Source organism: Algoriphagus oliviformis (genome assembly GCF_017254915.1).
Lineage (GTDB): Bacteria > Bacteroidota > Bacteroidia > Cytophagales > Cyclobacteriaceae > Algoriphagus > Algoriphagus oliviformis.
In genome coordinates, this window is sequence record NZ_JAFKCT010000008.1 from 233088 (window position 1) to 257258 (window position 24171).

Below are 24171 nucleotides of genomic sequence, written 5' to 3' on the forward strand. Positions count from 1 at the left end.
GTTTATTGAAAACAAAACCCCGGTCCCCGGTCGAATACTCCAACCGGGGATAGGGTCTTGGTCTAGATGATGCCCGAAGGCAGTTCCAACTTAATAGCCGGGGTTTTGTGGCTGTAGGTTGGGGTTGTTTTGCATCTCAGGAAGTGGATACGGCATCAGCAAGTGCTTGGACTGCAGGGGCTCGTTGGAGCTGAGGTTGACGTGGCCGACAAACTCGTCAAAGCCGTTGGTCAGCTCATTGTACACTTTGCGCAGGCGCAGCATGTCAAACCAGGTGATCTGCTCGTAGCAGAGCTCATGCCAACGCTCTCTCCATACCGCCTCACGGAAGGTATCCTTGGTGTAGGTTCCCATGGCGGGGGTGTTGAGTTTGGCTCTGTCACGGATGCGCTTCAGACCATCGTAGGCCAGTGCATTCGGCCCGCCGACCTCATTTTGCGCTTCCGCATAGATCAGCAGCACCTCCGCAAAGCGGATCAAAGGCACGTTCAGGTTGTTGTTTCTCGAACCCGGCACTCCCTCCTTGCCCAACGCGGTCTGGTTGAAGTGCTTGAAAATGTAGGGGGCTCCCAGATCAAAAGGCGCGCCGCTGCCATTGGTGTAGTAGCTGGTGTAGAAGAAACCCTCCTGGTTTTTCGCCCTCAAATCACCCGGCTCATAGGACTCGTAAAACTCCGTCGTAGGCACTGTGCTTCCCGTCCCGGACGGACCGGCAAAAGTCACCGGCTTGAAGTTCGGGAACATGTTGTTCATCGGGTTACCGGCTACCACCACATTGTACTGTACCATGAAGATGTGCTCCAGTCGGTTGTCAAACTTCTCGTCGTGCAGGCTCAGGTAGTCAGGAAACAGGTTTAGTGTCAGCGGATTGGCCAGAGAGTAGTTGATCACCTCCTGGGATTTCTCCGCAGCCAACTGATAGTGGGAAGCCCCCTTGCTGAGCGGGAAGCCTGCCATGGTCAGGTAGACTTGGGCCATGAGTGACTTGGTGGCGGCAAGGCTGGCTCGGCCGCTCACGTCCGTCCAAGGCAAGCCGGCAGCTTCCGCGGTCTTCAGGTCCTCGAGGATCAGCTCATAGACGGTTTCCTTGGAGCTGGGAGCGGGTCTGAAGTCTTCCGAAGCCGCTGTCTGCGGCATGGTGATCAGGGGCACATCCCCCCAGAGTCTTACCAAGTAGAAGTAGGCCCATGCCCGCAGAAACTTCGCTTCGCCGAGCACTTTTTTCTTTTGTCCCTCATCCATGGGAGTGATCGCAGGCACCTTGTCCAGCACCAGGTTGGCATTGGCAATCACGCGATACAGGCCGTTCCAGTAGTTGATCAGGTGCTGGGTTCTTCCGTCGTACACCAAGCCGTAGAGGTTGTTGAGGTCGGAGTTTTGAGCAGTCTCGGTCGTGGAAGTACCGGTAGGAGCTTCCAGCAGCTGCCAGGTGGAGGAGAAAATCCCCCCGTCGTTGCCGATGAATCGGGTATCCGCATAGACCGCGGCCAAGGCAGCCTCGGCGTGGTCAGGGATGGTATAGTAGCTATCCGGGGTCAAGTTGGACGGATCCTGCTCATCGAGAAAATCCGAACAACCCGTGATTCCGGCCATGAGGGTTCCCGCGAGGAGCAGACTGAGTGCTTTATTAAATCTGGTATATTTCATTTTTAGATCTCTTTAAGTAAAACAGGATTACAGGGTTACTTGAAGGCCAAGCAGGAAGGTGGTCGGCTTGGGATATCCATGCCAGATCATCCCTTGGGAAAACACGTTGTTTCCATCACCACCTCGGATAGGTGTCTGCTCGGGGTCTCCGTTTACATCATCCCCTACCAACAGGAAGAAATTCTGAACGGTAGAGTATGCCCTTAATCTGGAAAGCTTGATCTTATTGGCCACCTCGCTTGGGAAAGTGTAGCCCAAGAGCAGGTTTCGGCCTCTGAGGAAGGATCCGTCTTTTACCCAGTGGGAGTCCACGTTGGTCACGTAGCCCGCTCTGGTGTCGCGGATCTCAGCTATCGGGGAGTTTTGGTTGTCAGGCGTCCAGGCAGTCAGCACAGACTTGTAGCTGTTTGCCAAAGCCTGGCGGTCTTCGCTTGGGTGCAGGGTCATGTCCAGGATGTCGTTGCCCACAGAGTAGGCCAAATCCACGGTCAAGTCCCAGTTTTTGAAGCGGAAGTTGTTGATGAACGAACCCCAATAGTCGGGAGAACCATTGCCGATGATCATCCGGTCGGAGTCGTTGATCGCTTTGTCACCGTTAACGTCCAGGTATTTGATATCACCCGGCAGCATGGTCAGACCGTTTCTGTAGCTGACAAACTCCGCGGCTTCGGCTCTTTCGGCCTCGCTCCAAGTGCCCTCACGCACCAGACCCCAGAAGGACCCCACCGGCTCACCCACGCGGATAATGTTGGTCTGGTTGGTGAAGTTTGGCCCACCCACACCGAAGATATCCGCCGGAGTAGCCAGAGACAGCACCTTGTTTCTGTTGGCTGAGAGCATCAGGGTGGTATTCCACAGGAAGTGTTCCTTCTCCACGTTGACCGTGTTTAGGCTGAATTCAATCCCCTTGTTTTCCATAGAACCAACGTTGCTTCGGATCACGGAGTAGCCGCTGGAGCGTGGCACTGGCGCATCGAGGAGCATATCGGTGGTCTTTCTGTAATATACGTCCAGCTCCAGTGCGATGCGGTTTTGGAACAATCCCAGTTCGATACCCATGTCAGACTGGGCTGTTTTCTCCCATCTCAGATCCGGGTTGGCGAGTCTGTTGAGACCGGTACCACCTACGCGGGTTTCGTTGTAGATCGCGGCGTAGTTGGAGCTCAGCAGGGACAGGGAGGAATAGGGCGGGATTTCGGAGTTACCGGTGAGGCCGTAGCTCGCTCTCAGCTTCAGATTGGAGATCGTGGAGTTGGAGCTCATGAAGTTTTCCTCGGAAATCTTCCAAGCCACCGCAGCGGATGGGAAGAAGGCGTACTTGTTGTTTTCACCAAACTTGGACGAACCGTCCGCTCTGCCGGTGAAGGTGAAGAGGTACTTGTCATCCAGGATGTAGTTGACGCGCGCGAAGTAGGAGCTCATCGCAAAGCTGGATGCGCTGGATCCCACGGAAGGCAGCTGGCTACCGGCGCCAAGGTTGTTGAAGGTGAAGTAGTCCGTGGAGAAGTTTTGGACGCTGGCCACCATGGAGGTGAAGTCCGTCTCCTGCCAGGAAATACCCAGCATCGCGGTCAGGCCATGGCGCTCGGCAAAGGTCTTGCTGTAGGTCAGGTAGTTTTCCAAAGACCAGAAGGTCTCTTTTCTCATTGCCTTGGAAGCGGTACCGTTTTGGGAAATCGCCAGCGTTCTGGTCTGAGACTGGTTTCTCTCTTGGGTCATCACGTTGACACCCAGGATGGTTTTCATTTCCAGGCCTTCGGCAAACTTGATGTTGGTGTACACGCTACCGATGGTAGTCTGCGTATTGAGGATGTACTTGGTGCCGTAGAGACGGTGCATGGAGCTCATGGTACCCTCAGCATAAGGGTAGTCTCTGTTGTTGGCAAAAGTACCGTCTTCATATCTCACAGGGAGGAAAGGGAAGTCTTCCACGATCTGTCTTGCTACCGCGTCGCCTGTGTCCACCAGGTTTTCGGACTGGTTGTTGTAGTTCAGGGTACCGCCTACCTTGAGCCATTTCTTCACTTGATCATCGATGGTGAATCTGCCGGAATAGCGCTTCATGTAGGAGGTCTTGATCAGGCCCTGATCGTCTCGAAATCCCATGGAGAGGGAGTAGGTCGTGCGTTCGTTACCGCCTTGGAAGCCCAGTTGGTGGTTTTGGGAAAGGCTGTTTTGGGTGGTCTCCTTCAGCCAGTCCGTATCGTATAGCGGCTGCTGGTTGGCATCGAAGATTCTCGGATCAGTCCTTCTCAGGGCTGGGTTAAGGTAGGCCCACTTGCCGGCTGCCCATCCCACTGGATCGTATTTCTCCATGTTGGCCCAGGCCAGGTCTTCCACTGCCAGGTACTCTTTTGCGTTGAGCACCTCGGGTCTGTTTGGCCCGATCACGGGTACGCTCACGTCCACGTTGTAGGTCACGGTACCTTCACCCGACTTGCCTTTTTTGGTGGTCACGAGGATCACACCGTTTGCGCCTCTGGAACCGTAGATCGCGGTAGACGACGCGTCTTTCAGCACCTCCACAGATACGATGTCATTGGGGTTGATGTAGTCGATCGCATTGCTGGCCTGCTCCTGGTTACCCATGGGAAGCATGACCCCATCCACCACGTAGAGTGGATTGTTTGAGGAGTTAATGGAAGAGAAACCCCTGATTCTCACGGTAGTTCTTCCTCCTGGACGGCCTGAATTGGTGTTCACCTGCACACCGGACACACGGCCGGAAAGAGCTTGGTTCAGCGATGGGGAGGGGCGCTCCTGCAGGGATTCTGCACCGACCTGGCCCACCGAGCCGGTCAAGTCCGATTTTTTGACGGTACCGTAGCCGATGACCAGGATCTCCTCCAGCGAGGTGGAGTCCACGTCCAGGCTTACGTTGATCACAGACTGTTGGCCTACCGGTACCCGCTTGGCGGTGTAGCCGATGTAGGAAAAGAGCAGGGTCGCATCATCCGGCACAGTCAGGGAGAAATTGCCCTCGATGTCGGTCACAGTACCCAGTGTGGTACCTTCCACCAAAACGGTGGCACCCGGCAGGGGCTGGTTGTTTTCGTCCAGCACTTTACCGGTCACAGTCCTATCCGCCACTTCGGATACGGTCACACGCTCGGCACCGCTTTTGGCGCTGTCGGACTTCTTGACGTTGATGTTTTGGTTGACTTGCTTAAACTCCAGCTGAGTCTGCTTGGAGATCGTCACCAGGACATCGTACAGACTCTGCTCCTCACCGCTCAGGGTGACTTTGCCCAAATTCTGCACTTCCTTGTTGGTGTAGACAAATTTGAAGTCTGTTGCCTTCTCTATCTCCGAAAAGACATTCAACAAGGACGTCTCTTTGGAATTCAATTTAACACTTACTTCTTCTATAGTCTTGATCTGCGATACACCGTCTCTGGAATAGAGTACAGTCATCGTTAGAAACTGGATCAAAAACGCATAGGTAAAAAGCTTCGTCATTCTAATTACAAATAACAATAAACGGTTTTTCATATCTTTGCATGGTTTACTTTGGCTATTGCACAATGGTTCAATTAAACTTCCCGGACAGGCTTGATTGACGGTCAGCCTATCCGATAATCCCTGAACCGGGGGTGTTGGCGCATCTCCGGTTCTGCTTTTTTGTTGTTTACGCTGTCTTGTGTGGGGTCTATTTTATCATAGGCAATTCTATTTTAGGTTAGCTTTTTATAGGGTTATTTAAAAGTCAGTTCTACTTCATCCTGTCGGATTTTATATTCAAATCTTGCCGAGTAGCTAAGTCCCTCCAGTACATTTTCGAGGATCTCATCCTCATATTCTCCGTAGATCAAAAGGCCCGGTGCGGGTTTGTTTCTCAACTTAAACTTCACCCCGTACCAGTTCTCCAGTACGCGTATCGCTTCCTCCATCTTCACCCGGCGGAAGACGATCCGCTTGTTGGTCCAGGCCAGCACCAGCTCCGGGTCAAAGTGTCCTTTTCTGCTCACTCCGGTAGCCAAGTTGACCTTCAGCTCCTCTCCCATCTCGAGGATTTCGGAAGTATTTTCATCCTGCTCACCTGCTACGGCGACCTTGCCCTCCACCAGGGAGACGCTGAGGTCCTCGGCATCGTAGGCCGAAACGTTGAACACCGTGCCCAGCGCAGTAGTCTTCACCCCTTCAGAGACGACCGTGAAAGGTCTCAGGCTATCCTTTGCTACTTCAAAATAGGCCTCGCCGCTCAGGTAGAGTACCCTTTTGTCGGATTCGAAATTTTTCACATACCGCAGCGAACTCCCCGAGTTCAGCAAAACCTTGGATCCATCGTTAAGGGTCAGACTGGACTTCACACCCGGAGGCGTGACGTGCTCCTCGTACACCAACTCAGCCACCGGCGGAGCGGGCTTTTCCTCCTGATAGACCCAGGCTGCCCCGACGCTCAGCAGCACCGCGAAAACGAGGATTGCAGCAACGCCCAGCCACTGGGAATACCTAAAAAACGGCTTTTTACTCATCTCAAGGCCATCCAAAATGGCCGTTGGCCCCAGAGGGACCACCTCGCACTCACCCGTTTCCGACTCCAGATCCTCCACTTCGGATTCGATCAGCTCCCACAGCCGGGAGACCTCCGTGCCGGACAGGCTTTGCTTCCTGTAGTTTAGGTTTAGCACGATGTCCCTGGCAAGCTTTGCCTTGGAGAGCTGGCCCGGGTTTTCCTTCAGCAGCCTTTCCCACCGGATATTTGTATTTTTCTCCGGAGACAAAACCCAAATTCTAAACTCACGATTCAATACAAAATCTTCTACTGAAAATCCGGAAATATCCACGCTATTATCTTTACAGATGAAAGACAGCAAAGAGGCTTTTCTATCCTCCTGTTTTTAACAATTTTTAAAACTTTCCAGATTCCTCAATTTCAAAGGCAATAGATTGCGGATTAGCCAATAAAACCAGATGATTATTTTGGAATAGACAGAAAAAATAGAAAGAACTTTCAGAAAAAAACCGAATACCAAAACCCTGACCCGAGCGAAGCGGTCAAAAAATACAACCCTGCTCGGGGCCAATTTCGTTATTGGCTCCTTTCCCATCCGAAAGCCCTCTTGCCTAGAGCAAAGGCAGCAAGGCCATCATCACCAAAAGGCTCTTTTTCATCCTGCTGATCGCCTTCCATGCGAGGGTATAGCAAGAATCCACGTTGATACCCAGCACCTCCGAGACCGCTTCATAGCTGAGTTTTTCGAAAAAAAGGAGCTGTATCACTTGCCGCTGCCGCAGGGGAAGCTCCTCCAGCGCATTGGAAAGCCTCTTTTGGAGGGATTCGCTGACTTGGCGGCCTATGAGCTTGTCCTCCTCGGACTCCTCCAGCCCTACGGTCTCAAACTCGGACAGCTCGTAGTCCATAAAAAATCGCTTGTCCCGGGTCACTTCCTTGAGAATCTTGTTGGAAAGGGAGCGTAGAAGATAGTTTTTGACGTTGTCGGTCTGCTTCAGGCCTTCGCGGTACTTCCAAAGGTCAACGAAAAGCTCCTGGATGCAGTCTTTGATAAAACTCCGATTGGGCTTGATCGCCATGCCGTATCTGAACAGCTCTTGGGAGTAAAGAAGATACAGCTGCTCCAAGCCCTGCTTGTCACCGGTCCTCAATTGACTCCAAAGCAAATCCTCGTCAAACAGACAGGGGCTAAGGGTTGTAGTATTTTGGGTTTGCATGTAGAGATCAATGAATAAAAAACCAAACCTTGCCCAATCCACTCAGCGAATCCCCATCAAAAAGGCAATCTCCAGTCCTCAAATTCTCAGTCGGCACCGGGTAGTCCAAATGCCGTATCCAATCTATAAAATTTGCGATAAAGAAAATTTCCTCAAGAAAATTATTGACGAAAGACCAGGCAAAAACTGAAATTCCCGATTACTGACCTAACTTATCCTTTATTTTTTGGACAAGTATCTGTATTTAAAGAAAATAATATTTTCTTAAAGCTGCTAATCGAAAGCTAACGGAGAGTTTCCATTACAGCAACTTCGCCCCTGATTCCTCCCGTTTTCCGCGACTTTTTCCTCCTGCTCGGCCCCTCCTCTTAGGTTACTTTCCTTTTTTGCAAAAAGGCTAGTCTCCAGCCCTCAGAACTAGTTTTTGAAGTTTTCCGGCCAGGTTCGACTTTCCAATTCCTAGGCAAAATGGCGGGCAAAAAAACCAATTTCAAAGCCTATTAATTGATTTACAGGTCATTACAGACTATTTTGAAGAAATAAACCCTCGCTACTGTAGCACATAGCCTAGTTCGAATCGTTTTTTCCAAAAACTAAACCACTACTATTTTGAACTTAGCCTTGACCCAGGCTCTTCCCATTTTTTATGGAAGAGCCCATCCAGTCGCGTTTTTACGCCCCACTTTTCAGCCCTTCGCCCTCCTTCAAAACTCCGTCTGTCCTGGCCATCGGCCTATGTCCCAGACGACTGAGCTGGAGGATCTCGCAAGAAAGACAACCAAAAGTCCTGCAAGACCTGGCCGCCCAAAGGCGCCTGTCCCTCCCCTGACGCAGAGCGCGCCAGGGAGCTATCACTTTTCCGCCCGGTATGACGCCGCATCCCTGGCTCCGGGCGCTCCACCGCTTCTTTCCAACCCCTTCCAGTCTAGCTGGAATTCTTAAACGCCACCGTATGAACACCTATTTTAGACTTTTGGGCTTCGCCAAGCCCATAGAAAAATACGCCGTTCCGTATTTTCTGCTCACCGTATTGGCCACGCTATTCAACACGATGAACCTGGCCCTGCTGGCCCCGCTCTTGGCGGCACTGTTTAAGGATGCGGAGGGCGTCCAGAAAACCGCCCCCGAGTCCGCTACCGACTTCATGGCTTGGATGGAATATTCGACCTACCGGGTTCAGACGGAATTTGGGCAAATGCAGGCCCTCCAGTGGATCTGCGCGGCCATCCTCGTTTCCGTCCTGCTGAGCAACCTGTTCAAATACCTCTCATTCAGGACAATGGAAAGCTTCCGCATCCATACTTTGCTCAACCTCCGCAACGCCCTTTTCGACCATGTCATGGACATGGACTTGGCTTATTTCACCGCCCAGCGCAAAGGCAACATCATGTCCAAGATCACCTCCGACGTGCAGGTAGTCCAGTACTCCGTGACCAGCACGCTGCAGGTACTTTTCAAAGAACCCCTGCAGCTCCTTGCCTACCTCGTGGTATTGTTTACGATCTCGGTCAAGCTGACGCTGTTTGCCGTGCTGGTGATCCCAGCCTCCGCCTGGATCATCGCCAGAATCGTCCGAAAACTGCGCGCGCAGGCCAAAGAAGCCCAAGAGCGCTTTGGGATGATGATCAGCTACCTCGACGAGTCCCTGTCCGGCATCCGGGTGATCAAGGCCTTCAATGCCTCAGACAGGATCAAGGAAAAATTCTCCGGGGAAAACCACGCCTTTTCCGAACTGGGCCGCAAGATGGCCTATCGCCAGCAGCTGGCCTCGCCCACGAGCGAGTTTCTGGGTGTGCTGATGGTCACCATCCTCGTCCTGTATGGGGGGAACTTGGTCTTGCTTGGTGACTCCGGGCTTTCGGCGGCATCCTTCATCACCTACATCGCGATCTTTTCCCAGATCATGAGACCGGCCAAGGCGATGACAGAATCCTTCAGCACCCTCAATTCCGGCCTGGCTGCGGGCGAGCGGGTACTGGAGGTCTTGGACGAAAAGGCAGACCTGGCGGAGAACGCAGACCTGCACGCTATCCGGGACTTCAAAAAAGAGATCCGTTTTCACGAAGTCACCTTTGCCTACGATGCCAAGCCCATCCTAAACCAGGTCAGCTTTGTAATCCCAAAAGGAAAGACCATCGCGCTGGTGGGGCCATCGGGTGGTGGAAAATCCACTTTGATGGACTTCATCCCCATGTTTCACCGGCCGACTTGGGGCAAGGTAAGCATCGACGGACATGACCTGCGGGACGTCTCCGCCAGCTCGGTCCGATCCCTCATCGGCATGGTCAACCAGGAAAGCATCCTCTTCCACGACAGCATCCGAAACAACATCGCCTTCAGCAAACCCGATGCGACGGACGCAGAGATCGAGGCCGCAGCCCGCATCGCCAATGCGCATGACTTCATCCTCGAAACCGAAAATGGCTACGACACGCAGATCGGCGACCGGGGTGCCCGCCTGTCCGGAGGCCAGCGCCAGCGGATCTGCATCGCCAGGGCGGTGCTCCAGAATCCGCCCATCCTCCTCCTGGACGAAGCCACTTCGGCCCTGGACACGGAGTCGGAGTATTTGGTACAGGATGCTTTGCAAAAACTCATGGTCAACCGCACCACACTGGTGATTGCCCACCGGCTCAGCACCATCCAAAAGGCCGACCAAATCCTCGTGATTGAGGACGGAAAAATCATCGAGCAAGGCAACCACTTTGAGCTGCTTTTCCAAGATGGCTTCTACAGCAAGCTGATCGAAAAACAAAGCCTCGAGAAAGCATGAAAGCGCTACCACTTCTATCCATAGGCCTCTGTACCTACAACGGCGGAAAATACCTCCGCCAGCAGCTGGAGTCCCTGGTGAGCCAGACTTACCGACCACTGGAGATCCGCATCCGGGACGACCAGTCCACGGACGACACCTTTGACATCATCCGGGAGTTTCAGGCCGCGCATCCCTTCATCCATGCCATCCAAAACGAAGAAAGGCTTGGGCTTCAGAAGAACTTCGAGGCGGTCTTCCAGGACTGCACCGGCGAGCTGATCGCCCCCTGCGACCAGGACGACATCTGGGCTCCCAACAAGCTCGAAAACCTCCAAAAATCCATGGGCTCGCATGTCATGGTGTACCACGACTCCGAGCTCATCGACGAAGCCGGCGGCCCCATGGGCTATCGGATCTCGGATAGGTTTAGACTGGGAAACTTCACCCTGCAGACCCCCTTCCTGCTGTTCAACTGCGTGTCGGGACACGGCATGCTATTCCAAAGGAAAATCCTGGAGCTGGCCATACCGATTCCCCCGGTGGGCTTCTATGACCATTGGCTCGCCTTGGTCGCCCTGGAGTTTGGCACCATCGGCTACTCTCCCGATGTGCTGGTGAAATACCGGCAACACAGCGACAACCAGACCGACATCCTTGGAAACAAGAAAAAGCTGACGGGGATGGACCGGGTACGAAGCCGGATCTCCAGGGAAAACACCTGGCTGGAAGTCTGCAGCAAATTCCTGGAAACGCGAAATCCCAGCCATCCGGCCATTCAGCTCAACCAGCTGGCAAAAAAGCGGGAAAGCTCCTACTTCACCTTTGGTCTGGGCTGGGAGATCTGGCAGCGCCGCAGGGAAATCCTCGACATCGTGCCCTATTCCACCTTTGCCAAACTGGCCTTTTCCTTCCGCTACAGTCTGGGACTGAAGACCAAGCAGCTCTTCTATGCAATCCGATGAAGGCCAAAGTCCGCATGGTCTTGAACGCCGAAAACGCCAACGCATGAAAGTCTCCATCATCATCCCCTGCTACAACTACGGACGCTACCTGGACGAGTGCTTCTCCAACCTCCAGGGACAAAGCCACCCGGACTGGGAGGCCATCGTGGTGGACGATGGCTCCACGGACCAGACTGCGGAAATCGTGGACGCGTGGCGGTCCAAGGAGCAGCGCATCCGCTACTTCCGCCAAGAGAACTCCGGAGTGTCCGCAGCCAGAAACCTGGGGCTAAAAAAGGCCAGCGGCGAGCTGATCCAATTCCTGGATGCGGATGACCTGCTGAGTCCGGACAAGATCCGGCTTCAGGCCGATTACTTCCTCCGGCATCCGGAAGTCGATCTTTGCTACACCGAAAACCACTACTTCGCAGACGGCGCCCCCGACCTGCGTTTCCCGGACCAGGAATGCCTGGGAAGGGAGTGGATGATCCGGTTTTCCGGCAGGGGTGCTTTTGCGATCGAGCAGCTGATCCGAAACAACCTGGCGGTCGTCAGCAGCCCCATGTTGCGGAAAAGCCTGGTGGACTATGCGGGATTTTTCCCGGAAAAACTCCGGCACAACGAGGACTGGCAGTACTGGCTGCAGTGCGCCCTGGCAGGGGCCAACATCCACTTCCTGCCTGAGCCGGAGGCCTACACCCTGATCCGGGTGCATTCGGGGAGTGTCAGCCAGCAAGTGCAGACGATGCGCTACGGTGAGCTGACGCTCCGCAGCTGGATTCGGGAACAGCTGTCGGAGGCCGCCTCACTGCAAGAGCCCGAAAAAGCCGCGCTCCACAGGCTAAACGAGGAAAGGAAACGCCAGATCTTCAAGCAGATCATGTACCATGGGCCGCTGGCCAACCTTGCCCACCTCAGCCGCCTGGCCACGGTGTACGATTGGCCCACCGTGCTCGCTTTTTACCTCAAAGCACTCAATTTCAGAAGAAAATCAAACCCCAGCCCCCATGCAGGAAATCGACATCATCATCCTGTCCAGCGCCAAGACGCCTGAGCTCCGCAGCATGACCTGCCAGGCGATCGAGACCCTCCTAGCCTCGGAGGACTCCAGCCGGATCCGCTTTTTGGTACAGATCTTCGAGTCCGCCAAGACGGCGCCCTACGAATACCCCAACTGCACCACGGTCTTTCCCAGCATCCCCTTCAACTACAACTGCTACATGAACCTGGGGATCAAACGGGGCCGAGCGCCTTGGGTCTGCCTCTGCAACAACGACCTGCTGTTTCATCCCGGCTGGGCGACCGCGCTGCTGTCGGCCATGCGCAAGTACCCCGACCTCGAAAGCGCCTCCCCACTCTGTGAGATCAACCATCGCGAACGCGGGATTTTCCCCGACACGGGAACCTACATGGGCTACGAGGTGAGAAAGCATGTAGCGGGCTGGTGCCTGTTTTTCAAGCGGAGCATGCTGAAGAAAACCGGCCTGCTGGATGAGCGCTTCAAGTTTTGGTATGCGGACAATGACTACGCGAAGACGCTGGAAAAGCTCAAAGTCCTGCATGCGCTCGTGTCGGACGCCAAGGTAGACCATCTGGAAAGCCAAACCCTCCAGACCAGAACCGCCAAGGAGCAACTCATGCTGACGACCGATGAGCGCTTCCTCTACGAATGCAAATGGGGAGGCAGGAGCTATTTCTCCTACCTCAACTACAGACGAAAGCAGCTTTTCAGAAAGAAATGAAATACTATTTCGACCATCGACGTCACGCCACCGCTAACCATTTACTAGTCACAGCTGGTCTCTAATAGCTTGCGCCATATTCACAAACGAAGCCCACCGAATCCTCCGTGGTAAAAAACCATCCGTGCATCTCTGGCTATTTATTCTACCGCCAAGAGCCCAAAGAAACACGAAGAAAGAAAACCGTAACCTAAGGTCAAAACCCTGGGCTAGCGAGCTGTCGCCCCGATGGGGCTAGCTTTCGCGCCAACCCCTGGCTCATACTCTCTTTTCTCCCTCCCAGCCCTCCGTGGCAAAAAACCATCCGTGCATCTGTGGCTATTTATTCTACCGCCAAGAGCCCAAAGAAACACGAAGAAAAACCGTAACCTAAGGTCAAAACCCTAGGCTACCGAGCTGTCGCCCCGATGGGGCTAGCTTTCGCGCCAAACACTGGCCCCTCCCCTTTCCCCCTCCTAGCCCTCCGTGGTAAAAAAACCATCCGTGCATCTCTGGCTATTTATTCAACCGCCAAGAGCCCAAAGAAACACGAAGAAAAAAACCGTAATCTAGGGCCAAAACCCTGGGCTACCGAGCTGTCGCCCGATGGGGCTAGCTTTCGCGCCAAACACTGGCCCGTCCCCCTTCCCCCTCCTAGCCCTCCGTGGTAAAAAAAACATCCGTGCATCTCTGGCTATTTATTCAACCGCCAAGAGCCCAAAGAAACACGAAGAAAAAAACCGTAACCTAGGGTCAAAACCCTAGGCTACCGAGCTGTCGTCCGATGGGGCTAGCTTTCGCGCCAAACACTGGCCCCTCCCTTCTCTCTCTCTCCTAGCTCTGTGGTGAAAAAACCATCCGTGCATCTCTGGCTATTTTTTCAACCGCCAAGAGCCCAAAGAAACACGAAGAAAAAAAACCGTAACCTAGGGTTGAAACCCTAGGCTACCGAGCTGTCGCCCGATGGGGCTAGCTTTCGCGCCAACCCCTTGACGCCTCCCTTTCTCTCTCTCCTCGCTCTGTGGTAAAAAAACCATCCGTGCTTCTGTGGCAAAAAACCCAGTTTCTCCCTTAATTTAAGGCTATGAAATTCTTTTCCATTCTCGGCGCCGCAGCCCTCCTAGCCGCCTGCAACGCACCCAAACAAGAAGCCCAAGTGAACCCGATCCCCGAAGCCCCTTCCTACGATTTCCTGGTCGGCACCTATACTGACTCCCTAAACCACGGCATCAACTTCCTCTCCTTTTCCCCTGCGGAAAACCTCATGACCGTGGAGACCATCGCAGCCGGTATCGCCAACCCCTCCTTCGTAGTGGCAACCCGGGACGGGAAGACGGTCTATTCCCTGGAAGAAGAGGCTGGCAAAAACGGAGGCAAAGTGCTGACTTTTTCGAGAAACCCCTCCGACAATTCCCTGACGCTTACCGATCAGGATGACTCCATGGGAGACCACCCCTGCCATATTTCCATTTCGCCAGATGAGGATTTCCTGCTTTTGGGTAACTATTCCGGCGGCAGTCTGTCCGTGTTTAAGGTGAGTTCCGAGCAAAAGCTGGATTTTGTCCAGCTCATCCAGCACACTGGGAAAAGCGTGAATCCCGAGCGGCAGGAGAAGCCCCACGTCCACTCCACGACCTTCGACCCGGAGGGAAAGCGCGTGCTGGTCGCCGACCTGGGCACGGACAAAGTTTATGTCTATGATTTTGACGCCAGCAAAGCCGAGCCGCTGGCGCTTTCGGGCGAGTTTCCCATGACTCCCGGAGATGGGCCGCGGCACCTCGCTTTCTCGGCGGATGGCAAGGAAGTCCTGGTTGTAGAGGAGATGACCGCCATGCTGGATGTATTCTCCTACGAAAACGGCAAGCTTGCCCCCAAACAGCGCCTTTCGCTGTTGGATGAGGGCTTTAGCGGTGGTGTGGGAGCGGCGGAGATTCGCCTGTCCCCCGATGGAAAAAATGTGTACGTCTCCAACCGGGGCGATGCCAATACCATCTCGGTCTTTGCTAAAAATGCCGCTGGCGAGTACGAACGCATCCAGAACATCCCCTCCGGTGGCCTCATGCCCCGCAACTTCAACCTCACCGCAGATGGCAAATACCTGCTCTCTGCCCACCAAGCCAGCCACGACATCGTGATCTTCGAAAGAGATCCTGCCACTGGCAAACTCGCCCAAACCCCGTGGAAAGCCGACATCCACAAGCCCGTGTACTTGCATCGATTGGGAAACTAGCGGCAGCTGTGTTTGATTTTCACCACAGAGAGCTCGGAGAAAAATGAGGCAAAAAGTCCCTAATAGCGCTGCACCCCTGCGGCATTTCGAGCGCTGACATTTTCTCGCAAAAGCGGAAAGTCACAAAGACCCAACTTTGAAACCTTGAGAAACACCCGTGAAAACAGGAGCAATTGCCCTCTAAAAAAATCTCCCATTTCTCTGTGGTAAAAAAATCTTATGATTATCCGCTTTTATGCCAGTAGGCAGCAGTGACAATTCGAAAGATCGCTAAAATTCGGGCTTTGCCCTACTTCGGTCTTCGGTCATCGGTCTTCCGACCTGCCTGAGCAGACAGGCCCGATTGAAGAAGCAAATTCGCTTACTGGTAAGATTGCGGATAATCATGAAAAATCTACACCGGTTCCTCCCAGCCAATCTCTGGATTGTAAAAAATCTTCCCGGCCTTGATCTCTAGCGGGGAAGCGAGGTTGTTGTGATAAAGCTTGCCCGTACCGAGTCCCTGTGGAATGCGCGTGTCCAGCGCCGAGGCCAGCTGGGAGATGGCATTGAGGCCGATGTTGCTCTCCAGCGCAGAGGTCATCCACCAACCGATCCCGCGCTCCTCGGCCAGCCTCACCCATTCTTGGGTTTCCAGGATTCCACCCAGCAAGGTCGGCTTGAGAATGATGTGTTGGGGCCGGATGCTGTCCAGTAGCGCCTTCTTTTCCTCCACCCCGATCAGCTCCTCATCCAGGGCGATGGGCAAAGGGGTGGATTTGCAGAGGATATTCATCTCCTTCCACTGTCCAGCCCGGATGGGTTGCTCGATGCTGTGGATATCCAAGGCAGCAAGCCGCTCCAGCTTACCCCTCGCTTCTTGGGGGGTGAAAGCCCCATTGGCATCGACGCGCAGGACGATCTGCTCTTTGGAAAAGCGGCTACGGATGTATTGCAAAAGTGCAATCTCCTGCTGAAAATCAATGGCCCCGATTTTCATCTTGATGCAGTCAAAGCCCTCGGCGAGCTTTTGCTCGATCTGCTCCAGCATAAACTCCCGGTCACCCATCCAGATCAGCCCATTGATGGAAATACCCGCCTGACGGTCAAAAAACGGGTTGGGAAAAAGTCGCTTCTTACCGCCACCTGCCAAGTCGAGCAGCGCCGTCTCCAGCCCAAATCGGATCGAAGGCAGCTCCGGGGGAACCAGCATTTTCACCTCCTCCAAGATCTCCGGCTCCTCCAACACAAAGGACATCCCGCTGAGTGCGTCCAGGATCTTCACCAGCAGCTCCTCAAAATCCTCCCGATGGTCGATGCTGAGCTTGACCAGCGGAGCAGCCTCCCCCCAACCCATCACGGATGGATTTTGGGGATCAAAAGCCTTGATCCAATACACGTCCCGCGTCTTCAGCACCCCGCGTGAGGTGCCCGCGTCAAAGCGGAAGTCGAGGGTTCGGCGGATATGGGAAAAGCGGAGCGTGGCAGAAGCAGGCATGGGAGTTTGGGGAATTTCGGGTAAAAAATGGATGCCTATATTTGCATCCAAATCAGCCCATCCGATGGATAGCCCTCAGATCGACCTTAGAGACTACGAATATACACTCCCCGAGTCACGCATCGCGAAGTTTCCCCTGGAAAAGCGGGACAGTTCCCAAGTCCTGCACTACCGAGACGGGGAGATCCGCCATTTCCACTTTTTTGATATCCCCGAGCTGCTGCCCGCGGACACGCTGCTGGTGTACAACGACACCAAAGTCATCCCTGCCCGGCTGATCTTCCAGCGGGAGACCGGGGCGCGTATCGAGATTTTCCTCCTCGCTCCCACCGCTCCCACCACCGTCATCCCCGAGATCATGCTGGCCAAGCATCCCGTGACCTGGGAGACCATGATCGGCAATGCTAAAAAATGGAAAGACGGGGAGATCCTCCAGGGCAAAGTGCAGGTGGGCGGAACTGAGGTCATTCTCAGCGCCCGACTCGTGGATCGCGACAGCAAGCAGGTGGAATTCAGCTGGAGCGATGGGAAGGTGGCTTTTGTGGACCTGGTGGAAGCCAGCGGGGAAATCCCCCTTCCGCCCTACCTCAATCGCAAGCCCGAGGCCGAGGACCGCGACCGTTACCAAACGGTTTACTCCAAAAAAGAGGGAGCCGTAGCCGCCCCCACCGCGGGACTGCACTTCACCGAGGAGGTCTTTGCGCAGCTCCGCAACAAAGGAATCCGCGAAGCCCAAGTAACCCTCCACGTGAGCGCGGGCACCTTCCAGCCCATCAAAGTGGACAACGTCCTGGAGCATCCCATGCACAGCGAGCAGATCCAGATCAGCCGGGAGACCATCCTCGCGCTTTTGCAAAATCCAGGGAAAACCGTCGCCGTAGGCACCACTTCGGTGCGCACGCTGGAGAGCCTGTACTGGTACGGGGTAAAACTGATCGAGGGAAAGGGCAGTGACTTCTCGATCTCGAAGCTTTTTGCCTATGAAAAGCGGGAGAAAAGCCCTAGCAAAACCGAATCCCTCCAAGCCATTCTCGCCTTCATGGAACTGGAAAAACTGGACTCCATCCTAGGCCAAACGGAGATCTTCATCTTCCCTGGCTACGAGTTTAAGATGATCGAGGGCCTGATCACCAACTTCCACCAGCCGGGCTCCACGCTGATGCTGCTGATCGCGACGATCCTGGGAGAAGATTGGAAAAAAGTTTATCAAGAAGCTTTGGACAGGGACTACCGATTCCTGAGCTATGGGGACAGTAGCTTGCTGTGGCTGTGACTGGAGTAGCAAGTAGCAAGTATCAAGACGATAGACGCTAGACATTAGACACTAGCGCTATAATGACCTTTCGGCTTCGCTCAAGGTGACACCGGATTGTCAGGTCGAGCACTGGAGCTACGAGAGTAGCACATATCGAGACCTTCTTCATACGACAAATAACACTAGATCCAAGAATCAAGATTCAAGAAGGGTAGATTCCCATCGAGGCGATAGCTTGGTAGCCCGGTAGGAAGCGTAGCGGAATGCCCGGCATGACGAAATCGCAAAAGTGTGTGTCGTGGCCGCATAGCCATAAATGCAAGACAGGACAATCCGCCAAAACCTTTGTCGTTAGTTTTTGTAAACAAATAATCGGCATCGATAGAACCAAGATCAGTGGAAGGGGAATTAAAATGCCGCTGAAAACCTTATTTTTACACGATGATCTTGGACAAATCAAAATTGGAAGCTGTCAAAAGATACTTTAAGGCCAAGCCGGTTCTTAGAGCATATCTTTTTGGCTCTCACGCAAGGAATGAAGCGAAGAAGGACAGCGATATTGATATACTCGTCGACTTGGACTATTCGCAGCGGATAGGACTGGGATTTGTCCAGATGCAGATTGATCTCGAAAACATCCTCAATGCGAAAGTGGATCTAGTTTCATCCAATGGACTATCAAAACATATCCAGCCTCAAATAGACCAAGATAAGCAACTCATCTATGCAAGGTAGATTGGGAGACCGTGCCAGATTGGGCCACATGCTTGATGCCATTGCCGAAATCGAATCCTATCTGGCCAACGCAGATCTTGACATTTTTCTATCCAATTCCATGATGCGATTTGCAAGCATCAAACAGCTAGAGATCATCGGAGAGGCCAGTGACCACATCGCACCTGAAACAAAACTCCAATTTTCAGAAATCGAATGGAATCAGGTCAAGGGAATGAGAAACATCCTGGCACACGAATACTTTGGAGTGGATTCCATCTTGGTTTGGGAGATCATTCAAATAGACTTGCCAGACTTGAAGAGAAACCTACAAGCTATCCTTGACTCAATCTAGTTCGATTTTCACTATTAACTCATCCATGCGACAATTTCTTTCCCTCATTTTTCTCTTTTCTATACTCCTTTTTTCCTGCAAAGAAGACGAAAATCCCGACGGACGCATCCCCGTGAGCATCGAGGGTTTTACCCTGAGCTCCTCCTACGATCCTGCCGGCCGCTTGGCAGCCGATAGTGAATGGCAACATACCTTCGGGGATACCGCGCGGGTAGTCTTTTACTCTCAGACCACAGGGGGCGGAATTGCCCTCAACTTCAAGCCAGACTTCAGCGGAGAGCTACCTCAAGTGCTCTTGGCCCCGGACACTTACCACTATCAGGGCCACAACGGGTATTTACATGTGTCCCCCTTTTTGCCGGTCAACATAGAAGGCTACCTGGAAGTGAGCGCTGCGGGCAGCGTGCGACTCCAAGCCAAGACCTCTCACCAACTCCTGAGTTTTCACAAAGACAACCTAAGCGACGAAAGCAGCATCATCCAGCCAGAAAAGACTGCCTTTTTCACCCAAGGAGATTACTATTACGCCTATGTGAGCCCCGACCGCTTATTCAAGGCTGAGCTGAAACTGAAAAACGGAAAGACGCTGAACTGGGGGCTGGATACGCGTGATTTCAGGCATTCCTCCTACTACTTCAAGGCCGCAGGCAGTGGCGCGCAAGTGCCTCCGCTCTTTGACCCCAAGCTAGACCTCCAAAGAACAACCGTCAACCTGGACGCAGAATCCATCCCGGACCAACTGCCACTTTACGCCCAAACCAACCTGGACATCCTGCTGCCAGAGGCCTCCGGGTTGCAGTACGTCGGGCAGAACCTATATGCCATCAACGACGGGGAAAATACCGCCCAGATTTTCGGAGTGAGTACCGGCCATGGAGGGATGATCAGAAGAATAACTGTCTCCAACGCCCAAAACACCGAATGGGAAGACCTCGCCAGCGACGGACAATACCTCTATATCGGTGACTTTGGCAACAACCGAGGCACCAGAACCGACCTCCGCATCCTCAGAATCCCCCTGCTCGAGCTGGAGACAAAAAACACCTTGGAAGCCGAAGTGATCCACTTCAGCTATGACCGACAGACTGGACCTAGCGGCGCAGACCACCGCTTTGACTGCGAGGCCATGGTCGCCCGCAATGGCCAACTCATCCTCTTCACCAAGCCTACCAATGCGCAGGGCAGCGACATCTACACCCTGAGCGCCACACCGGGCACCCAGGTGGCGCGATACGCGGGCAGCATCGAGACCAAGGGGTGGATCACCGGAGCGGACATTACCCAGGACGGGAAGCATCTCCTGCTGCTCGGCTATGAAAACAAGGGCGTCACCTCCCAGGCATTCGTAGGCTTGGTCAAAAACGCCCAGCTTCCCACCTTGGCGGGAAGCCCAGTGAAGACCATCTATCTGGGGTCGCTGGCCACCACCAGCCAGGCTGAAGGCATCAGCATCGACCGCAACGGCATCGTAAAAATAGCTGGGGAACAGATCAACCAAAGCGGCCTCACCATTCCCCAGCGTATGTCAGAGTTGGATCTGACGGGATTACTCCAAGATTAGCCCTTGCGCATCGCCTTGTAGGCGTTAATCAGGCCGTTGGTGGAGCTGTCGTGGGAAGTCACTTCTTCCTCGCCGGCCAGCTCGGGCAGGATGCCGTTGGCGAGCACCTTGCCCAGCTCCACACCCCACTGGTCGAAGCTGAAGATATTCCAGACCACGCCCTGCACAAAGATCTTGTGCTCGTACATCGCGATCAGCTGGCCCAGCGTGTAGGGATTGATCTCTTTCACCAGGATGGAGTTGGTGGGGCGATTACCTTCAAACACGCGATGCGGGGCGATTTTTTCGATTTCCTCCGCTGATTTTCCGGCTTTTTCCATCTCCGCTTTCACCGCTTCCAAAGACTTGCCGTTCATCAGCGCCTCAGTCTGGGCAAAGAAGTTGGACAGCAGCTTCTGGTGATGGTCTCCTATGGGATTGTGGGAGATCGCAGGAGCGATAAAATCGCAAGGAATCAGGTGCGTGCCCTGGTGGATCAGCTGGTAAAAGGCATGCTGCCCGTTGGTGCCGGGCTCGCCCCAGATGATCGGACCGGTGGTATAGTCCACCTTGCCGCCGGAGCGGGTCACGTACTTGCCGTTGCTCTCCATATTTCCCTGCTGGAAATAGGCCGCAAAACGATGCATGTATTGGTCGTAAGGCAAAATGGCCTCGGAGGCGGCGCCCAGGAAGTTGGTATTCCAGATGCCGATCATCGCCAGCACCATCGGGATATTGCGCTCAAAGGCGGTATGCCGGAAGTGCTCATCCATGGAGTGGGCACCGGAAAGGAGTTTTTCGAAATTGTCAAAGCCGACCACGCAGGCGATGGGCAGGCCGATGGCAGACCAGAGGGAATACCTTCCCCCTACCCAATCCCAAAATGCAAACATGTTGGCCGTGTCGATCCCGAAGGCCGAGACTGCCTTGGCGTTGGTGGAGAGGGCCACAAAGTGCTTGGCCACCGCGGCCTCGTCTTTTGCCGTCGCCAAAAACCAGTCCCTAGCCGTATGGGCATTGGTCATGGTCTCCTGGGTGGTAAAGGTCTTGGAAGCGATGAAGAAAAGGGTGGTCTCGGGATCGACTTTCTTCAAGGTCTCCGCGATATGGGTACCGTCCACGTTGGACACGAAAAAGATCTCCAGGTCGGGGCTTTGGTAGGGCTTCAGTGCCTCGGTCACCATCACCGGACCCAGATCGGAACCGCCGATACCGATGTTGACCAGGGACTTGATGGGCTTGCCGGTATAGCCCAGCCACTTGCCTCCGTGGATCTGATCGGCAAAGCCTTTCATCTGTGCCAACACGGCATTGACCTCGGGCATCACGTCCTTGCCGTCCACATAGACGGGATGCCCCTTTCTGTTTCTCAGGGCGGTATGGAGTACGGCACGGTTTTCGGTCTGGTTGATCGCCGCTCCGGCAAACATCTCCTCGATGGCCTCATGCACGCCGGTCTCCCGGGCGAGGTCCATCAGCGCGGCCAGAATGCCGTCGGAAATGCGGTTTTTGGAGAAGTCCACCAGGATATCCTCAAACTTGACGCTGAACTCGTCGAAGCGTCCGGGATACTGGAAATGGGAGGCGATGGAGTGGTCTTTGTGCTTCTGCACCAGCTCCAAAAGTCGTGACCAGGCCGGTGTAGTGGTGGGGTTGATTGCGTTCATAGCTACAGATAGGTAAAATGGGGTAAAAGACAAAAATAAGAGTATTCCCAAGGGAATGAAGGAAAAATGAGGGGGAATGTGAAGCTGCCGAGGGAGAAGGCATCGAGCCGAAAAAAGACATTTATCTTCCTACTGTTGTTGAGTGATCGATTGTGACTTCCGAAGATCCCCAACCGATCTTTTTTGCGGAGGCGACCAAACTACTTTCCTTTTAGCCATTCCTCCATCTCGTCGTTTACCTGCTCGTCGGTAAAAAACTGGCCGTTCCTGACTTGCTCGCGCGCTTCTGTGACGGCTTTCTTCTGTGATTGGCTTAGCTTGAACACTCCCGCTTCGTTGTCTTGGTTCAGCAACCGGTACATCTCCTCCAGCAATTCCTTGTTGCTGGAAAGGTTGATTTCTGCGACGAGTTTCTTTTTCAGTTCAACAGTTCCCATGGGCTCCTCGATTTATCTTCCAAAATACGGGATTTCAAGAATGTCGGTCGTCCACGGATATTCGAGGAGTAGACCAGGTTCAAAAATCCAGCACAGCTCCGCCCTCCTATCCTTACCAATTTTTAATTGGCCTTCTATCCCACTGTTTGGTACACTCAGCTAATTACAATTTTTTTAGAATAGAGAAGGTGTAGTTACTCCCGATGGATACCGCGGACTACACCTAGTCCTACCAATATTTCGATTACGCTCAGTGGGGAACAAGATGCAAAATCCCAAAAAATCCAATCAAAAAAACGGACGCTGTTGCTTTAGAGGTAGATTTCGACGAATTGGAAATTCGAATGGAAAGAAGCCGATTTCCGAATCATCCAGTAAACGTCAAACTATGCTCAGAGGCGTCTAGTTGACAGCCTCGGTTGCCATTTTTTCCAGTTCCTCCATCCTTTTTCTGTAAAACTCGCCTCCATCTATCCCATAGGCCTTCGTCACACATTCGATTGCGCTTGTGAAGTCGCCCTGTGCTTCATAGTAATCGGCCATAGAGTCATAGGCGTTTGCGCTTTCGGGATAATACTCGATGGCGAGTTCAAAGTACATTTTCGCCTTTTCAGGCTGCTCCGTATCCATGTTCATATAGCCGGACACATTCAGAAGCTCCTCCGGGTAAGGCGGCTCCGGATAGCCAAAATGCTCCTTGAGTTTCTGCTCCCTGTGCTTGATTATGCCCAGAAGCTCCTCTTTTGGCGTGTCAAATGAATTGATCTTATCGGTATTCTCCATTTGATACCATTCAAAAAGTGAAATCAAGCCATCCATGAGGGATGGAAACGGAACGGTTCCATGTATATCCCCCGGGTAAAACTTCCAATCAAAAGCCAATCCGCTTCCAGCATGCTGCTTCACCATGTCTGAAAAAGCGATATTCGAACGGGCAAACAGCGTAAAGTCAGTCGTATCCTGCATGACGTTGTCCAGGGTGACTTTCGAATCCTGCATGTGCAGCTGCCCACTCAAGGAAACAAAAAGAGCCTTGTTTCTATAATCCTGATTGGCGATCGCTTCACGGAATTCATCGGACAATTTTTGACCATCCCAATCCAAACTTGGATCGATGGCCAGATAGTTAGCAAACAAATCGGGCTGCTCGACCAGTGCAGAAATGGTGAACAAACCTCCATAGGAGTGTCCAATCAGTGTCCTGTATTGGGTGACGGGGTACTTGCTTTCCACAAAGGGAATGAGCTCTGTCTCGATAAACCTCAGAAAATCAGTCGCTCCTCCACTTTCGCCATTAAATGGCATTCCGTATTTGGAGGAAATGGAAGAAATGGTCAGGTCCCGAACTCTGTGTTTATCATTTGAAATCCCGACCAGCACCATTTCGGGCGTAAAACCCCCACTGTAGTAATTCTGCACCTCACTTACGGTCGGAAGAAACACTTCCCCATCCAATACATAGGCTACGGGGTATTTTTGCTTCTTGCCGGGATCAAAGCTGGCCGGCAACTGCACGTAGATCTTCCTAGACTCTTGTAACACGCTGGAATAGAGACTATCCAAGACCCCTACCTTCTGTAGAAAAACCCGTCCTCCTTGGGCTACTGCATGGTGTTGAAGCAAAACCATAAACCCCACTATCCACACCGTCTTCAATGCTTTGAGCATTTCCTTGTCTTTTACCGTTGTTCTCCTGCACCATTAACCCACACGGCAAACTAACCAGAAACAATGAAGGACTCAAAGATTCTCGCCAAAT

Annotated in this window: 17 protein-coding genes; 9 read left to right on the plus strand and 8 right to left on the minus strand. The window is 53.3% G+C overall.

Annotation, left to right across the window (positions count from 1 at the left end; genetic code table 11):
* Positions 1–90 precede the first annotated feature (90 nt).
* The 4 genes from J0A68_RS17680 to J0A68_RS17695 all read right to left on the minus strand — a co-directional run bounded on the left by J0A68_RS17680 (position 91) and on the right by J0A68_RS17695 (position 7320).
* Positions 91–1593, minus strand: coding sequence for a RagB/SusD family nutrient uptake outer membrane protein (locus tag J0A68_RS17680; protein WP_236025658.1), 1503 nt, complete (start codon positions 1591–1593; stop codon positions 91–93).
* 81 nt (positions 1594–1674) lie between these two features.
* The gene (locus J0A68_RS17685) at positions 1675–5106 is read right to left on the minus strand and encodes a SusC/RagA family TonB-linked outer membrane protein (RefSeq protein WP_236025655.1); all 3432 of its coding nucleotides are present in this window, start codon (positions 5104–5106) and stop codon (positions 1675–1677) included.
* Positions 5107–5342: 236 nt separating this feature from the next.
* Entirely contained in the window at positions 5343–6371 is a 1029-nt protein-coding gene (locus J0A68_RS17690; RefSeq protein WP_206579557.1) for a FecR family protein, read from the minus strand.
* Between the two features lie 343 nt (positions 6372–6714).
* Complete coding sequence (locus J0A68_RS17695; protein WP_206579558.1) at positions 6715–7320, minus strand: RNA polymerase sigma factor; 606 nt, start codon at positions 7318–7320, stop codon at positions 6715–6717.
* Between the two features lie 952 nt (positions 7321–8272).
* On the opposite strand from J0A68_RS17695, the gene J0A68_RS17700 reads away from it, so the two are divergent.
* From J0A68_RS17700 to J0A68_RS17720, 5 genes are all read left to right on the plus strand, one after another.
* Positions 8273–10093 (plus strand): ABC transporter ATP-binding protein, encoded by a 1821-nt coding sequence (locus J0A68_RS17700; protein WP_206579559.1) that lies wholly within the window; start codon positions 8273–8275, stop codon positions 10091–10093.
* Positions 10090–11037: a glycosyltransferase family 2 protein gene (locus J0A68_RS17705; RefSeq protein WP_206579560.1), complete on the plus strand. Its 948-nt coding sequence runs from the start codon at positions 10090–10092 to the stop codon at positions 11035–11037. Before J0A68_RS17700 ends, J0A68_RS17705 begins: the two co-directional genes overlap by 4 nt.
* Positions 11038–11080: 43 nt before the next feature.
* Positions 11081–12070, plus strand: a complete 990-nt coding sequence (locus J0A68_RS17710) for a glycosyltransferase family 2 protein (protein WP_206579561.1) — start codon at positions 11081–11083, stop codon at positions 12068–12070.
* On the plus strand, positions 12024–12758 hold the full coding sequence (locus J0A68_RS17715; protein ID WP_206579562.1) for a glycosyltransferase family 2 protein: 735 nt from the start codon (positions 12024–12026) through the stop codon (positions 12756–12758). Before J0A68_RS17710 ends, J0A68_RS17715 begins: the two co-directional genes overlap by 47 nt.
* Before the next feature lie 1063 nt (positions 12759–13821).
* Positions 13822–14967, plus strand: a complete 1146-nt coding sequence (locus J0A68_RS17720; RefSeq protein ID WP_206579563.1) for a lactonase family protein — start codon at positions 13822–13824, stop codon at positions 14965–14967.
* 394 nt (positions 14968–15361) lie between these two features.
* On the opposite strand, the gene J0A68_RS17725 is transcribed toward J0A68_RS17720, so the two are convergent.
* Positions 15362–16444, minus strand: coding sequence for an o-succinylbenzoate synthase (locus tag J0A68_RS17725; RefSeq protein ID WP_206579564.1), 1083 nt, complete (start codon positions 16442–16444; stop codon positions 15362–15364).
* A gap of 64 nt (positions 16445–16508) precedes the next feature.
* Here J0A68_RS17725 and J0A68_RS17730 point away from each other — a divergent pair, with 64 nt between their 5' ends.
* The 4 genes from J0A68_RS17730 to J0A68_RS17745 all read left to right on the plus strand — a co-directional run bounded on the left by J0A68_RS17730 (position 16509) and on the right by J0A68_RS17745 (position 20329).
* Positions 16509–17717 (plus strand): S-adenosylmethionine:tRNA ribosyltransferase-isomerase, encoded by a 1209-nt coding sequence (locus J0A68_RS17730; protein ID WP_206579565.1) that lies wholly within the window; start codon positions 16509–16511, stop codon positions 17715–17717.
* 423 nt (positions 17718–18140) lie between these two features.
* Positions 18141–18434, plus strand: a complete 294-nt coding sequence (locus tag J0A68_RS17735; RefSeq protein WP_206579566.1) for a nucleotidyltransferase family protein — start codon at positions 18141–18143, stop codon at positions 18432–18434.
* Entirely contained in the window at positions 18424–18768 is a 345-nt protein-coding gene (locus tag J0A68_RS17740; protein WP_206579567.1) for a HepT-like ribonuclease domain-containing protein, read from the plus strand. The genes J0A68_RS17735 and J0A68_RS17740 overlap by 11 nt, the downstream gene beginning before the upstream one ends.
* Before the next feature lie 25 nt (positions 18769–18793).
* Positions 18794–20329, plus strand: coding sequence for a hypothetical protein (locus tag J0A68_RS17745; protein WP_206579568.1), 1536 nt, complete (start codon positions 18794–18796; stop codon positions 20327–20329).
* Here the strand turns inward: J0A68_RS17745 and pgi are convergent.
* The 3 genes from pgi to J0A68_RS17760 form a co-directional block, all read right to left on the minus strand.
* Positions 20326–21975 (minus strand): glucose-6-phosphate isomerase, encoded by a 1650-nt coding sequence (gene pgi / locus J0A68_RS17750; protein ID WP_206579569.1) that lies wholly within the window; start codon positions 21973–21975, stop codon positions 20326–20328. The genes J0A68_RS17745 and pgi overlap by 4 nt on opposite strands.
* A gap of 200 nt (positions 21976–22175) precedes the next feature.
* Positions 22176–22412, minus strand: coding sequence for a hypothetical protein (locus tag J0A68_RS17755; protein WP_206579570.1), 237 nt, complete (start codon positions 22410–22412; stop codon positions 22176–22178).
* A gap of 402 nt (positions 22413–22814) precedes the next feature.
* Positions 22815–24080 carry an alpha/beta hydrolase-fold protein gene (locus J0A68_RS17760; RefSeq protein ID WP_206579571.1) on the minus strand — a complete coding sequence of 422 codons (1266 nt, stop codon included), beginning with the start codon at positions 24078–24080 and terminating at the stop codon, positions 22815–22817.
* Positions 24081–24171: the final 91 nt, after the last annotated feature.